We start from the raw sequence: 15,210 nt of genomic DNA, 5'->3' as shown, positions 1-15,210 counted from the left end.
GAATTATTTGTTGCAGTGCATGATGGTGGAGCATATTTGAACGGCAAGCAAATCCAAATTTCCGACTCCGACGATATGAACACATCACTCTTGGTAACGGGTTTTCCGTACAATGTCAATGAAAATCCGCATAATTGTGTTGATACATTTGTGGGCATTGTTCAGAGCGGTATTCCGATTAGAAGGCTCGGTTCGGCGGCATTAGATTTAGCCTATGTTGCAGCAGGGAGATTCGACGGTTTTTGGGAGAGCTCGCTTTTCCCTTGGGATATGGCAGCAGGCTATATTCTCGTTAAAGAAGCCGGTGGCAAAATCACCCAATATGACGGCGAAGAATTCTGGCTCGACTCCCCTACTATACTCGCTACAAATGGATTAATCCACGAACAAATATTGAAAAATATTAATTATTCCAAAAAATGAATTTGAAAATTTATAATATGTCCGGTGCCGGAAATTTGTTTAATGTCATAGACAATCGTGATTATGCTTTGTCTCGCGAAATAATGGCTCAATTAGTACCGGAAATAGTCAAATTGACACAAACTGAGAATTTTTTGAGCGAAGGTGTCATGTTTTTAAATAATTCAATTGAATATGATTTTGTTGTAAATTTTTACAATACTGACGGTACTTCGGGCATGATGTGTGGCAATGGTGGCAGATGCGCCGTTCGATTTGCAAAAGATTTGAATTTCGTTGATGAAACGCAAGTTTCCTTTTTTATGGCTGGAAGCAATTATAAAGCAAGGTTCAATGCGGAAAATATAATTCTATCAATGCCCGACCCGATTAAAATCAACACAGATTTTGAATATGAATTCGATGGTGAAATTATAAAGTGTGGATTATTCGACGTTGGGAGCGACCATTTTGTAGTAAGGGATTCAGACTTGGGTATTGAATTTGATGATGATGCAAAATTTATCGAAATAGCCCGAAAAATCAGATATGATTTTAGTGCTTTTCCGCGTGGTGTCAATGTGAATTTGATTTCCATTGCTGATAATTGCTTGAAAATTAAAACCTATGAAAGAGGAATCGAACGCATTACGGGTGCTTGTGGCACCGGTTCGGTTTCGGCAGCTATTTATGCTCATATACATGATAATTTGCCTCTGCCAATCAAGCTGATTCCACCAAGCGGTTCGGAATTGTATGTGAATTTCGTTCGCTCTTCGACAGGCAATATATCCGAAGTCACTTTGGAAGGAGCCGCAGTATTTTTAGATGAAAGAAAAATTACAATTTAATTTAAAGGTTCAATCATAATGGATAATCAAACAATTTTTGATAAAGCAAATGAAGTATTCGATAAAGTAGTTGAATTCAGACGCCACATTCACAAAAATCCCGAATTGTCTTTTCAAGAGTATAATACTTCGCAATTTATTAAAAGTGTCTTAGATGAATATAAAATTGAATATAAATCAATTGCAAATACCGGTGTTGTAGCGACAATTGGTGCAGGTAAATCAAAATGTATCGCATTACGAGCGGATATTGATGCCTTGCCAATTTTAGAAGAAACCGAACTCGATTTTGCATCTGTGAACGAAGGTGTAATGCACGCTTGTGGTCATGACATGCACACCTCGATGCTGCTCGGGACAGCGATAATATTGAAATCGCACGAGAGCGAATTGAACGGTACTGTGAAATTGCTGTTTCAGCCCGGCGAGGAAGTTCTTCCCGGCGGTGCAACAATGATGATAGCCGAAGGTGTATTAGAAAATCCAAAAGTTGATGTAATTTTTGGGCAACACATTTTCCCGGATGTAAAGACAGGGACAATTTCATTTTGCGAAGGTCGAGCATTTGCGTCAACGAATGAAATTTACATAACAATTCACGGCAAAGGCTCTCACGCTGCTCAACCACATTCGGGAAACGACCCGATATTAACAGCAGCGCATTTGATTCAGCATTTTCAGACATTAATTAACAAAAAGCGAAATCCACTCGAGCCCGGTGTACTTTCGATAACTTCGATAAATGGTGGCAACACGACAAACATTTTCCCTGAAAAGGTAGAATTGAAAGGCACTCTGAGAACTTATAATGAAGATTGGCGGCAGGAAATGGTGAAATTGATTGCCGATTCGACGCATTCCATCGCAAGTTTGCATAATTGTACAGCCGAAGTAAATATCGTTACAGGTTATTCGCCGATAGTGAATTCACCTGCTGAAACGCAAAAAGCTAAACAAATTGCTACAGATTTGCTTGGCGATGATTTTGTTTATGATTATGAACCACGACTTTGGGCAGAAGATTTTGCATATTATTTGCAAAAGGTGCCGGGTAGTTTTTGGCTCTTGGGAGTTCAGCCTCACGATAAAGACTATTTGCCGCCCTTGCACAATAGCAAACTCATACCCGAAGAAAAAGCAATGATAACTGGCATTTCTATGTTCGTCAAAACCGTTTTTGAATATTTCAAAAGCTGATATTTAGGTCACAAACTCGGGAGTTTTAAGAGTAAACAATGTAATTTCCGGATTTACACCCAATCTGATTGGTGGTCCCGACATTCCAAGTCCGCGATTTACATACAAATATTGGTCGGAATCATGATACAATCCTGCATATTGCTTGTACGCCCAAGTAACCGGAGAATAGTGTTTCCCCATAATATCAAATCCTAATTGACCGCCATGAGTGTGGCCGGAAAAAGTCACATCTACATCGCTTTTCCCACGAATAAATTTATCCCAATTTGTCGGGTCGTGGCACAATAGCAAAGTCGGGTCAGTATTATTCAGACCTGCAAGTGCTTTATCAAAATCTCCGAAGGTTTGACGACTTCCGTAATTATCCACACCGGCAATGTTTAGGTTTTTTCCGTTTATATTCAGGATAGTGTTCTCGTTATTCAGCAATTTCACAGGCGAATCATCAAAAAATGAAAGTAAATGTTGATGTTCTGATTTGCTCATATAATGGTCATGATTGCCCAAACAAGCATAAATGCCATATTTTGCTTTCATTCTTTCCATAATGTCAAAACCAAAATCCATTTCTTTGGGATTGAAATTTACAAAATCACCTGTGATAAAAATCAAATCGGGCTGAAGATTATTAATTGTAAAGAGAACATCTAATAACGGTTCACGTGAATAAAAGGAACCAAAATGAGTATCAGAAATTTGAATAATTTTCAACCCATTAAGCTCTGGTGATAATTTGATAAGCGGCAAGTCTATTCGATATACTTTGAAATCATATGCAGTATGGAGGATACCTTTGAAAGCAGCTATAAAAGGGATTCCTGCAAAACTCCAAGTCACATTCTGGACAAATTTCCTTCGACTTCTCACAACAGGAATTTCTGATTTTACAGTTTTTTTTGTGAATAGGTTTCTCAGTAATTTATAAAATGACCTGATAGTGTCCCAGAAGAACATAATTGGCACAATGATTATTTTTGGTAAATACCAAATACTTGTAATCATAAAAGCAACGTTGATGTTTGTGCTTTTTTCATCTGATAGCACTCTTCCATATGTCACATATGTGAAAAGCAATAGCATTATGATGGATATGATAAGAGGAATATGGAAATAGAGCTTTTTCCATTGACGAATGGCAACTAATTTTTTCCATTTGACCAAAAAATATGTGTCGAAAGCTACAAAAATCAATAGTATAACAGATACAAAAATTAAAATTCCGGTTTGATTCATTTTCTTTTTGCAATTTATAATTAGGATATTACGTTAATTAGACGAAACTAAGCTTAGATTGTTTATAATAATTGAGGATAAGATGGCAAGAACTGAATCTCTAAATTTACCAATGGGCTTTAAAGCTCCGGATTTTGAATTATTGAATCCTATACTGCAACAAAAGCAATCACTACAAGATTTGAAATCACCAAAAGCCACCGTTGTTATGTTTATTTGCAATCATTGCCCCTTTGTAATTCATATAGCCGATAAACTTTCCGAACTTTCAAGCAAATTCATTTCAAATGGCGTATCAGTCATTGGAATCAACCCTAATGATGTGATTAACTATCCTGCGGATTCCCCGGAAAATATGGTCATAACAGCCGAAAAATATGGCTTTGAGTTCGCATATTTGTATGATGAAACTCAAGAAATTGCCAAAGCATACAAAGCAGTCTGTACGCCTGATATTTACGTGTTTGATTCTGATTTGAAGTTACGCTATCATGGGCAATTCGATGCGTCGCGTCCCGGTAATGATGTTCCTGTGACTGGCATAGACTTATCAAATGCTGTTGATGCAGTTTTATCTGGTAGTCATGAAATTGAAATGCAAATTCCAAGCATAGGATGCAACATTAAGTGGAAGGCGTAAGCCATTGCAATTAAATAACATAAGCTCATGACGCCAGTGCCAAATTATAATAATTTGTGAGTCCCATCGCAAAAGGCGTTCTTTTCTGAACGTTTGCAACCGCAAATTGAATAGACTTTCTTTACTGTAATTTCAAACTTAACAGGATTGCATCCGGTTCCTTTGTGAGAGCCATCGCAAAAAGGTTGATTTTCGGACTTGCCACAGGCACACCATAAGTATTCACCGGGTTCGAGTTCGATTTTGTAAGAATGCTTTTGTGGCATCAAAGGTTCAAACATTATTTTTTCCATTTATTTAATATTACATTCTGTCGGGTGCTGAAATTCCGAGTATTTGAAGCCCGTTTTTGATTACTTGCTTTGTCATTTTTGCTAATTCCAATCGGGCATTCATGATGTCATTTTCGGTATTCAAAATTCTGCATTCATGGTAAAAGACATGGAATGCTGAAGATACTTCACGCAGATATTCAGCTAAAAGCTGTGGTTCGAATTTTGCCGCTGCTGCACTTAAAATTTCAGGGAATCGGAGAAGCTCTTTGATTAGCTTTTGTTCCGCTTCGTGTGTTAAGAGTTCGTATCTAATCTCGCTATCTGCGGTAAATTCCGCTTTGTCAATTATTGAAGTGATTCGAGCATGAGCATATTGCAAATAAAACACAGGGTTTTTCTCGCTTTGTTCCTTAGCAAGGGACAAATCGAATTCAAGATGGGTAGAAATACCTCTCATGATGAAGAAAAACCTCACTACGTCCTCGCCCACTTCATCTAAGAGTTCGTCTAAGGTGTAACTTTTGCCGGTGCGTTTGGACATTTTGACTTGTTCGCCATTTTCCGTAAGAGTCACAAACTGGTGAATCAATACCTTAACTTTTTCATTATCAAAGCCTAAAGCCTTTACACCTGCTAATACATCCGGCACAGTTGCGATATGGTCGGCACCAAATACATCTACAATCAAATCATATCCGCGAAGGAATTTCTCGCGGTGATATGCAATATCCGGCAGTCTATAAGTGGGTTCGCCTGAAGATTTCACGATTACTCTATCATTTTCGAGTCCGAGCTCGGTAAATTTGAGCCATAATGCCCCATCTTTTTCATAAGCCAAATCTTTAGCTTTGAATTCTTGAATCACTTCTTCGATTTTGCCGTCAGTATATAAACTGTCTTCATTGAAAAATATATCTTGTTTAATTTTCAATCGTTTAAGTGTGTTCAGAATTTGTTCGAAGCACCATTCTTCGCCGCGTTTACGGCAAATTTCATAATCTTTTTCAGTGCCTATTGCGAGCGAATCGCCAAGTTCGGAAGCCAAAACTTGTGCAATATCTGTAATATACAAACCATGGTAGCCATCATCCGGGAATGGATAATCTGGGTCTTTGATTGTTTGCATATATCTCGCAAAGATTGATTTCCCGAGATTATTCATTTGGTTGCCGGCGTTATTGAAATAGTATTCGCGGGTAACTTCATTGCCTGTCCATTCGTACAAATTAGCAACAGTATCGCCTATAACGGCATTTCTGCCATGCCCGAGATGTAACAATCCTGTAGGATTAGCACTGACGTATTCGACATTGATTTTTTTAGGTGTTTCTAACTTGATTTTGCCGTAATCATCGCGGATTTCAGCGATTTGACTAAAACATGAAGTAATGAATTTGGGAGTAAATTTGATATTGATGAATCCCGGACCCGCAATATCAACACGCTCGATGAATTGTGAGTCGTACTCGAGGTTAGCAATAAATTTTTCAGCTAATTGACGCGGATTCATGCCCAATTGTTTGGCAAATTGCATAGCAACATTGCAGGACAAATCGCCGTGTTCGGGATTTTTGGGTATGTCAATAATGATTTCGCCCGAAATTTCCAAACCCATTTTCTGAATAGCACTATTGAATATTTCTTTGAGATAAATTTTTAACATTTCTAATCTAAGACCTTCTCTCTTATTACGCTTAACAAATCAGCTTTTTTCAAAGCACGAAGTTCGCCTTCGTCATTCATTTTCATAAATGCAGCGTCGCCCCAAAGTTTTTCGAGTTTGTAGTAGTTGCGAGATTGCGAAATCATCACATGGCACACTACATCGAAGAAATCAAGGATGACCCACTCTTTGGAATTCATTCCTTCCATAGCAGGTTTTGCAAATCCTAACTCTCTAATTGTTCGGTTGATAGCATTTACAACAGCATCAACTTGCACATCGCTATCGCAAGTACAAATCACAAAAAAATCAGATGGTGCTGTATCAATTTCGGAGAGATTCATTATTAAGATATCATGGGCGAGCTTACTGTCTGCAATTTTAGCACATAGTGTAGCTAAGCCTTTTGAAGTACGAGGTTTACCAAATTTTGACAAATGACCGTTTAAAATAGTTGAACATATTCGTATGACGTTTTGCGATTGGATAAAATTTTATTTGAATGGCTTGAGTAATGCAAAATCCTTGCCGAGAATAATTGAAGACCGCAGAAACAGACTCGAATCAATTTGCGATGTGATGAGCGAATCGGTAATTCCAACTGCATAAGCAACTTTGTAAGCCGAATTGATGTCTCCCAACCGGTCAATAATTTTACTATTTTCAAGATTTTCAGTATAATTCCCAATTTCGACCACATCGAATCCGCGAACTCTCAAATATTCTTTAGCTCGTGCTGCAAGTCCGGCTTCTCCAGTTGCATTCAAAATATTGATTTGAATCACTTCCTGCTTGTTGTTTTTCAAATCCTCCGATAAAGATGCCGAAACAGGCGGAGAAATGAAGACCCTATCTATAAATGAGCTTAGCAACAAGGCAACTGCACCGATTAGGACAAAAATTATTGCCAAATTAAGATATTTTACTATATTTCCGAACATATTTGAAACTTATTTTTAATTTTACATATTAGACTATTTAATCAAATTCTGTGCCGAGAATGAAATGAAAACAATCTTAAGAAGCAATTTTTTGAATCCTGTCAATCATGAAAAATGTGACTTTTTGAGTGACTATTGCTTGACAATTGATGAGCAAGGCAAAATAGAATCTATAGAACCTTACTCCGAAAAAGCGGTGAGCGACAGTGACAAGTTGATTGATTTGAGCAATTGCCTTGTCACGCCGGGATTTATTGACTTACATTCACACCTGCCTCAGTATAGTGCAATTGGCATCGGAAAGGGAACATTGCTTTCATGGTTAAGCAACTACATTATTCCACTCGAATCAAAATTTTCAGATGAACAATTTGCTCGCGAACAATCAGTTTCATTTTTCAATGAAGCATTATCATTAGGGACAACAACGATTGTAACGTATTGCTCAATTCATCGAAATGCCACTTCAATCGCATTTGAAACGGCATCCGACATTGGAATAAGAGCTTTTATCGGCAATTCATTGATTGATTTACCGAATGAAGCGGGCTATTTTTCGGCTCTTGGAAATATTAAGTCTGATATTGACTTTTTGGTCAACAAATATCATCTCACAAATACAGAGAGGTTGCGCTACATTGTCACTCCCAGATACGCGGGGAGTTGCACCAAAGAGCTTATGAGCTATTGTGCAAATTTCGCAAAATCGAATGACTTGTTCATTCAAACCCACTTAGCGGAAAACAAATCCGAACTTGAGTTAATGAAAAAATTGCACCCTGAGTTTGATAAATATACTGAAATTTATGACAAAACGGGGCTTTTGACTGATAAAACTTTGCTTGCACATTGCATTTATTTAGAAGAAGCCGAACTCGCAATGATTCAAAATGCAGGAAGTATAGTATGCCACTGCCCTACATCGAATCGTTATCTTTCGAGTGGGATTATGCCCTTGGTGGATTACCAAAAAATTGATTTAAGAATCGGACTTGGAACTGATGTAGCTGCCGGATATTCATTATCAATGTTAAATGAAGCAAAGGAAGCCATTGAGACATCTAAAAGTTACGATATTTCAAAAGATGTAAACGGAAATGACATTTCTGCAAGCTATGCCTTTTACTTGAGTACAAAAGGTGCCGCTGAAAACATGAATATCGCCGATAAAGTTGGGGCAATTCAAATAGGATTAGATGCAGATTTAGCGATTTTTGAATTAGATAGTAAACAATTGTCGGCTAATTCGGAAGATTTTTTGAGGAGTTTGATTTACAATAAATTCAACCAAACGGCAAAAGCTGTTTTGATTGCCGGAAAATGTGTTTATGGAAATCTTTAAAAATCACTAAAAAGAGATTTATTTTGCTTGAGTGTTGAAAGTAAGATTTTTCTAGCCCTGAAAAGGTGAGCTTTTACAGTACCAAGAGGCATGTTGAGCATTTTTGAAATCTCAGCATACTCCATCTCATCTTCGTGACGCATCTTGATAATAATTTTATAATTATCAGGCAGCCCATCAATTGCATCTTCGACAGCTTTTTTTCGTTCATTCAGCATGTACGCTAATTCGGGAGTATTCTCTTCGTCTTCGATGTCAAGAAACTGCTCGTCATCACCGGGTTTAGTAATCGGTTGGTCAATTGATACAAAATTGAAACGTTTGCGGCGCATGAAATCGATACAAGTGTTAGATGCAATTCTATAAATCCATGATGAAAACGAAAATCCTTCCTTGAAACTTGATAAGGCTTTATATGCTTTGATGAAGGTCTCTTGGGTTAAATCATCAATGTCGTCTTCGTCGCGAATCATTTTGCGGATAAGACTTTTAACCACACGGGAATACTTGGAGACCAACTTAGCGAATAAGTTGCTGTCTCCTGCGAGTATTTGCGAAATAATCGCGAAATCTTCTATTAAATCGTTTGTATTATTTAGATTATTAATATTCATTCTGCCAAATTGCCAATTCAATCAAACGAAAATAAGGAATTTGGACTAATTAGGGAAATCAAATATTACAATCAATGCAATTAGGAGCTAATTGGCTTAATTTTTAGCTTGATTGGAATTGATATGACAAATCTTGTACCACCGTCAGGATTGTTCTCTACAGTGATTTCACCATTGTGCAACAGTATTATATGCTTTACGATGGATAGTCCCAATCCCGTCCCGCCATACTTCTTGGAGCGTGACTTGTCCACAGTATAAAAGCGTTCAAAAATTCTTGTATGGTGCTCTTTGGGAATTCCTACACCGCTATCCGAAATTTCTATGATAGCCCTTTCGTCTTTTTGATAGACTCTTATTTTTACAAATCCGACATCTGTGTATTTTATTGCGTTATCAATCAAATTTACAAAAACTTGTTCCATTTTGAATGGGTCAATTTTTATTTTCGGGAAGGCTTCGTCAACGTGAATGATTAACTTTAGATTTTTTTCGGATAATTTATATTCAAATATCTTGGTCAGATTCTCGAGCAAAGTTCTCAAATCCACTTTGGAGAGCATAACTTGGGATTGTCGTTCTTCAAGTTCAGACAAATTTAGCAAATCTTGAACAATGTTGATAAGTCGGTCTGTATGGCGTTTTATAATTTCGATGTAATGTTTATCCCGTTCATTTGCTTCATCTTCGAGCGTTTCCACAAAGCCTTTAATGGCGGTCAGAGGTGTTCTTAGTTCATGCGACACATTTACAACGAAGTCTTTTTTCATGGTTTCTAATCGCTTGATACTTGTAATATCGTGGAATAAAAGCACGATTTCGTTCTTCAATGCGATGTAGTTGGCACTACAGATGTAATAATTATCATAGATTCGGATTTCATTTGTCTGAGGCTTCTTCTTTTTGAGAACCGACCTGAATAGTTCAAGGACATGTTCATCTAAGAAAATGTTTTCGATGGAATTGTTATTGACATTATTAGTCTTAACAATATTATGAAAACCCGTATTAGACAACAGTATTTTACCTGAAGTATCTGTTACGATTAACCCTTCCTGAATTGACGAAATAACAGTTTGATACTCTTCTTTTTGTGAAGTTACTAAATCAAAAAGAGCTTTGAGCCGCTCTGTCATATGATTAAAGTTTACAGCAAGTTCGTTAATTTCATCTCGACCTTTGATAAAGACCTTTATATCAAAATCTCCAAGTGCTACTTTGCGAGATGCTTGTGATAATTGAGCCAGTGGTTTACTAAGGTTTCTCGAAAAGAAAAGGATACCGATGAGTATAAGCACCAAAATAACAACCGCAATTTTCATAATATCAGAAGACAAGCGAGTAGTAAGTGCTTCAATATCGCTTAGGAACATACTGACGCGAGCAATGCCAAGTAGATTCCCACTTTCATAAATTGGAATTGCAACATAAAGCATTTCATCATGTACTGTAGTGGAATATCGCAGAGTAGCATCATTGCTACCTTTCAAAGCATTTTGAAATTCGGGACGAGACATATGATTTTCCATCAACATGGGGTCGGATTTAGAATCTGCAAGGACAAAGCCGGTGGAATCAACAACTGTTAGGCGGATATTGATATGTTTGCCGTGTTCGTTGATGTACTGACGCAAACCGTCATATTCAGTACTAATCAAATATTGTTTGACAGGTTTAATCATCGTTAGATTAAGATTTCTCAAATCTTTCGAGAAAGTCTCAATATAGTGTTCACGAGTGGTTTTGAAGGTGAAAAATAAAATCAGGGAGGTAAAAATGATTATTACCAGAAAAAAACCAAGGAAGATTTTAGTTGATAATGATTTCATTATACTTCGAGTTTGTAGCCAACGCCGCGAATATTTTTGATGAATTTGCCGGCTACACCTAATTTTTCGCGAAGATTTTTGATATGAACGTCAACTGTTCGGTCTAATACACCCTTGTCCTGCACACCGAGATAATCAAGAATTTGGTCGCGAGCATAGACCCATCCCTTGCGTTCAGAGAGCAATTTCAGGATTCTGAATTCGGTAGAAGTCAATTCGACTTTGACACCTTCTACGAAAATATCATATTTCTGAAGGTCTATTTCGAGTATATCACCAATTTTGATTTTTTGTGATTTTGCAGACTTATCATCACGACGTAATACAACTTTGACCCTTGCAACAAGCTCGCGAGGCGAAAATGGTTTGGTGACGTAATCATCTGCACCGAGTTCCAAGCCAAGAACCTTGTCCATTTCATCGGTTCTTGCTGTAAGCATAATCACCGGAATATTCGAATATTTTTCTTCTTTTTTGAGATATTTACAGATTTCAAATCCGTCAGCATCGGGCAGCATCAAATCCAAAATGAATAAATCCGGAATATTGGTTTTTAAAAATCTGAATAAACTCTCGGCATCTTCGAATGATTTTACTTTATATCCGGCTTTTACCAAATGGATAGAAAGCAACTCGACAATATCCGGTTCGTCATCAACTATGGCAACTAATTTTGCAGGAGTACCTTTAACATTAGGCATTTCGGTCATATAACTTGTTTCATTTTGCATAAATATTCGATTTGTATTTGGTTAACATAACAGATACAAACTTATTCAATTTATGTTAATTTTTAGTTAATGTACGAAGTATTATTAAGAAATATCACTTAACTGTTTGAATCCAGTTAACAATATCTTCGATAACCTTCTGATTGACATTACCTCTGATATAATACTCTTGAGGATTGCTTTTTTGCTCACCAAATAAGAAAAGGTGATTAAGCCCCGGATATGAAATAAATTTCGCTTGTTTATTGTTTTTAAGCGCCTCTTTCCATATATCGAAATCCTCCTGAGTCACTTGATAATCACGTTCGCCATGCAATACAAGTATTGGTTTTGTGATAGATTTCGCCTCTTTTGCTCCGTCCATTGTACGGAAATCAAGCCAATAATGTGCCGGTAAACTTAATGGTAAAGAGTCACGCGAAGTTGATACGTTCAAATCGGGAGATAAGGCAATTTTAAGTTTGCTTTTCAATTCTTCAAGCATTTTCTGTTCTTCTTCTGTGAACTCACCATCAAGTGCGAACAAATATCCATATTGGTCAACGAGCACATTTTCTACTCTTCTACCCATGCCTGCTAAAGATATTAAACCCTTCAATTTTGGTTGCCGAGCATCAATTCGGGGCAATAACCCACCACCAAGGCTGTGTCCAAGTACGAATATTCGATTTTTGTCAATATTGTATTTATCTGCATTATCATACAAATACTGTGCTGCAGCAACAGCATCATCAATGACTTCAAATGACAAATCCAATTTATCTATATAATCGGCGATTTCGTTGCCATAAGTATAAGTTCTCTTTTCATATCTCAACACTGCTACACCCTTCGATGATAGTCCCCATGCTATATCGCGGAATGTCTTATTTGGTCCGATTGATTCATCTCTATCATGAGCACCTGACCCATGAACAAGTATCACTACGGGTACTTTTTCATTTTTCGCATCAGGGATGGAAATCGTGCCGGGCAAAATGAACCTATCTTGATTAAAAGTTATATCAACTTCGGAGAATTTGGTCGTGTCAGCATATTCAGGTACTTGATACGGGAGAGTATTTGCACGCGGTGCCATATAGAAAGTAGAAATTTCACTACTCTTCCTAACGGCAACTGTTATGTCAAGCTCTCCTTTTTCAAAAACAACGGGAAAAACAAAAACATCATTCCCGCCGTATGATTGATATGCAGGCTCATTTATGGACTTCAACTTACCCAATTGTGCATCAATTTGCCCAATAATCATAGTTAATTGCTCAACTGTGATTTGTGTTCGAGCGGTAGAATCTAACTTATCGTGTGTTTCTGCAATTTTGCCTTCAAAATAATCCACAATGAAAGCTTCTGCGATTTCACGTGGCTGTGCAATCAATGCCGAAGACGATAAAAAAATCATTAAAGCGATTAAAAAATGAAACTTATTCATTATACATCCAAATTTTTGACATAATGTGCATTACGTTCGATAAATTCACGTCGGGGTTCAACTTTGTCGCCCATAAGCGTTTGGAATACCATAGATGCTTGGATAGCTTCGCCTAAGGTTACTTGCAGCAAAGTCCTTGTTTCGGGATTCATAGTAGTATCCCATAGTTGGTCGGGATTCATTTCGCCAAGACCTTTAAATCTTGAAATCTGGATACCGTCTTTTTTAGCTTCCATAATCAATTCATTTTCAGATTCCTCTTCAGCTTGGTCATCGTTTGTTGGTTCAACTACAGGTTCTTCGACCTTATTTTTGGATGTTTCCTTGCGGATTCTGTCTAATAGTTCATCTCTTTGGGCATCATTATAAGCGTAATACTCGAGTCTCCCCTTTTTGAGTTTATAAAGTGGCGGTTGAGCAATATAAAGTTTCCCATCCAAAATCAAATCTTTCATATAGTTGAAAAACAATGTCAGAAGCAGCGTACGAATATGCGAACCGTCAACATCGGCATCCGCCATCAAAATGATTTTGCCATAGCGTAATTTTTCAGGGTCGAAATCTTCACCAAAACCCGAGCCGAGTGCGGTGATGATTGTCCTGATTTCTTCATTTTCCAAAATTTTATTGATACGTGCTTTTTGAACGTTCAAAATCTTACCTTTTAGAGGTAAAATAGCTTGGAAACGTCTGTCACGACCTTGTTTAGCCGAACCGCCCGCCGAATCACCTTCGACTATGTAAATTTCCGTATCAACAGGCGAATTCAAAGAGCAATCGGCAAGTTTGCCGGGCAATGTAGAGTTTTCGAGTGCATTTTTGCGACGAACAAGTTCACGAGATTTTTTTGCTGCAATTCTGGCTTCAGCTGCTAATTGTGCCTTTTCGATAATTCGCTTGGCGGCAGCAGGGTTCAAATCAAGATATTGATTTAGTTTGTCATTAACGATTGTTCTGACAATCCCTTCCACTTCGCCGTTTCCGAGCTTAGTCTTGGTTTGACCTTCGAATTGCGGTTCGGCAACTTTGATTGAAATAATTGCAGTCAAACCTTCGCGGAAGTCATCGCCAACAAGTTGCACTTTGTTATTTTTTTTGTTGATATTAGCAGCATATTGGTTTAAAGTCCGCGTAAGTGCCGACCTGAACCCGGTTACGTGCGTTCCGCCTTCGATAGTATTAATATTATTTACATACGAAATTACATTTTCATTATAGGCATTATTGTATTGAAAGGCAATTTCAGCTACTGTTTCGGCTCCGGTTTCACCGGGCTCTACGCCTTTGATATAAATAATATCAACTAATTGCGAATTGTGGCTGTCAATATATTTTACAAAATCAACGATACCACCTTCGTAATGGAAAACATCTTCAATTTGTCCATCTTCGGGTCTTTCGTCAATAAATGTGATTGTGACTTCGGGGTTCAGGAATGCAAGTTCGCGCAATCTTTCGGAGGTTTTGTCATATTTGAATTCGACAGTTTTGAATAAAGTCTTATCGGGAACAAAGTAAACGTAAGTTCCTCTGTCATCAGTTTTGCCGACTTCGATTACTTCCGAAGTTGGGATACCTTCAGCATATGTTTGCCTGAATTCTTTACCATCGCGTTTTACTACGACTTCAGCATATTCTGATAGAGCGTTAACGCATGAAACACCAACACCATGCAAACCACCGGATACTTTGTATGTGTTTTTGTCAAATTTCCCGCCGGCATGAAGAGTACACATGACGACTTGCAATGTGGAAATCTTCTTAATCGGGTGTGGTCCTGTCGGAATGCCACGACCATCATCTTGCACGGAACAAGCGCCATTTTTGTGAATTTTAACAGTGATGTTTTTGCAAAAACCTGCTAAAGCTTCATCTATCGAATTATCTACGACTTCTTGAATAAGGTGATGCAAGCCTCTTTCGCCTGTATCGCCAATGTACATAGCGGGGCGCTTCCGAACAGCTTCCAGCCCCTCTAATACTTTAATACTATCCTCACTATAATCATTACGGCTTGCCATTTCCGGCAAGATTTCATTCTCTTTCATTAAAGTTCCTGC

The 15,210-nt window shown here is 37.7% G+C and carries 15 protein-coding genes; 5 read left to right on the top strand and 10 right to left on the bottom strand.

The annotated features are described in order from the left end of the window. The 3 genes from M9949_13350 to M9949_13340 all read left to right on the top strand — a co-directional run. Nucleotides 1-423: inositol monophosphatase (locus M9949_13350; protein ID MCO5252387.1), on the top strand; the 423-nt coding region annotated here is incomplete at its 5' end. After that, a complete protein-coding gene (dapF, locus tag M9949_13345; protein MCO5252386.1) occupies nucleotides 420-1,253 on the top strand; it encodes a diaminopimelate epimerase in 834 nt (277 codons plus the stop codon). The genes M9949_13350 and dapF, both read left to right, overlap by 4 nt. Before the next feature lie 18 nt (nucleotides 1,254-1,271). After that, nucleotides 1,272-2,450: a M20 family metallopeptidase gene (locus M9949_13340; GenBank protein MCO5252385.1), complete on the top strand. Its 1,179-nt coding sequence runs from the start codon at nucleotides 1,272-1,274 to the stop codon at nucleotides 2,448-2,450. 3 nt (nucleotides 2,451-2,453) lie between these two features. On the opposite strand, the gene M9949_13335 is transcribed toward M9949_13340, so the two are convergent. After that, nucleotides 2,454-3,686, bottom strand: a complete 1,233-nt coding sequence (locus M9949_13335) for a metallophosphoesterase (protein ID MCO5252384.1) — start codon at nucleotides 3,684-3,686, stop codon at nucleotides 2,454-2,456. Between the two features lie 82 nt (nucleotides 3,687-3,768). Here M9949_13335 and M9949_13330 point away from each other — a divergent pair, with 82 nt between their 5' ends. Next, on the top strand, nucleotides 3,769-4,326 hold the full coding sequence (locus tag M9949_13330; protein ID MCO5252383.1) for a thioredoxin family protein: 558 nt from the start codon (nucleotides 3,769-3,771) through the stop codon (nucleotides 4,324-4,326). Between the two features lie 44 nt (nucleotides 4,327-4,370). Here the strand turns inward: M9949_13330 and M9949_13325 are convergent, their stop codons facing one another. Genes M9949_13325 through M9949_13310 form a run of 4 tightly spaced genes read right to left on the bottom strand, consistent with a single transcriptional unit; the run spans nucleotide 4,371 to nucleotide 7,205 of the window. Next, nucleotides 4,371-4,607: a CDGSH iron-sulfur domain-containing protein gene (locus tag M9949_13325; protein ID MCO5252382.1), complete on the bottom strand. Its 237-nt coding sequence runs from the start codon at nucleotides 4,605-4,607 to the stop codon at nucleotides 4,371-4,373. Between the two features lie 22 nt (nucleotides 4,608-4,629). Further along, nucleotides 4,630-6,264: an arginine--tRNA ligase gene (gene argS / locus M9949_13320; protein MCO5252381.1), complete on the bottom strand. Its 1,635-nt coding sequence runs from the start codon at nucleotides 6,262-6,264 to the stop codon at nucleotides 4,630-4,632. A 2-nt stretch (nucleotides 6,265-6,266) separates the two neighbouring features. Then, nucleotides 6,267-6,701, bottom strand: coding sequence for a ribosome silencing factor (gene rsfS / locus M9949_13315; protein ID MCO5252380.1), 435 nt, complete (start codon nucleotides 6,699-6,701; stop codon nucleotides 6,267-6,269). A gap of 57 nt (nucleotides 6,702-6,758) precedes the next feature. Next, on the bottom strand, nucleotides 6,759-7,205 hold the full coding sequence (locus M9949_13310; protein MCO5252379.1) for a LytR C-terminal domain-containing protein: 447 nt from the start codon (nucleotides 7,203-7,205) through the stop codon (nucleotides 6,759-6,761). 64 nt (nucleotides 7,206-7,269) lie between these two features. On the opposite strand from M9949_13310, the gene M9949_13305 reads away from it, so the two are divergent. Further along, the gene (locus M9949_13305) at nucleotides 7,270-8,547 is read left to right on the top strand and encodes an amidohydrolase family protein (protein MCO5252378.1); all 1,278 of its coding nucleotides are present in this window, start codon (nucleotides 7,270-7,272) and stop codon (nucleotides 8,545-8,547) included. On the opposite strand, the gene M9949_13300 is transcribed toward M9949_13305, so the two are convergent. The 5 genes from M9949_13300 to gyrB form a co-directional block, all read right to left on the bottom strand. Further along, complete coding sequence (locus M9949_13300; protein ID MCO5252377.1) at nucleotides 8,544-9,161, bottom strand: sigma-70 family RNA polymerase sigma factor; 618 nt, start codon at nucleotides 9,159-9,161, stop codon at nucleotides 8,544-8,546. The genes M9949_13305 and M9949_13300 overlap by 4 nt on opposite strands. A gap of 80 nt (nucleotides 9,162-9,241) precedes the next feature. Then, nucleotides 9,242-10,990, bottom strand: a complete 1,749-nt coding sequence (locus tag M9949_13295) for a cell wall metabolism sensor histidine kinase WalK (protein MCO5252376.1) — start codon at nucleotides 10,988-10,990, stop codon at nucleotides 9,242-9,244. Continuing rightward, the gene (locus M9949_13290; GenBank protein MCO5252375.1) at nucleotides 10,990-11,721 is read right to left on the bottom strand and encodes a response regulator transcription factor; all 732 of its coding nucleotides are present in this window, start codon (nucleotides 11,719-11,721) and stop codon (nucleotides 10,990-10,992) included. Before M9949_13290 ends, M9949_13295 begins: the two co-directional genes overlap by 1 nt. Nucleotides 11,722-11,815: 94 nt before the next feature. Further along, the gene (locus M9949_13285) at nucleotides 11,816-13,150 is read right to left on the bottom strand and encodes a dienelactone hydrolase family protein (GenBank protein MCO5252374.1); all 1,335 of its coding nucleotides are present in this window, start codon (nucleotides 13,148-13,150) and stop codon (nucleotides 11,816-11,818) included. After that, complete coding sequence (gene gyrB, locus M9949_13280; GenBank protein ID MCO5252373.1) at nucleotides 13,150-15,198, bottom strand: DNA topoisomerase (ATP-hydrolyzing) subunit B; 2,049 nt, start codon at nucleotides 15,196-15,198, stop codon at nucleotides 13,150-13,152. Before gyrB ends, M9949_13285 begins: the two co-directional genes overlap by 1 nt. Nucleotides 15,199-15,210 lie beyond the last annotated feature (12 nt).

The sequence above is a fragment of the Candidatus Kapaibacterium sp. genome (assembly GCA_023957315.1).
Taxonomy (GTDB): domain Bacteria; phylum Bacteroidota; class Ignavibacteria; order Kapaibacteriales; family UBA2268; genus PGYU01.
The sequence above is the reverse complement of the archived record's forward strand: the minus strand, read 5'-3'. Positions and strand labels throughout refer to the sequence as shown.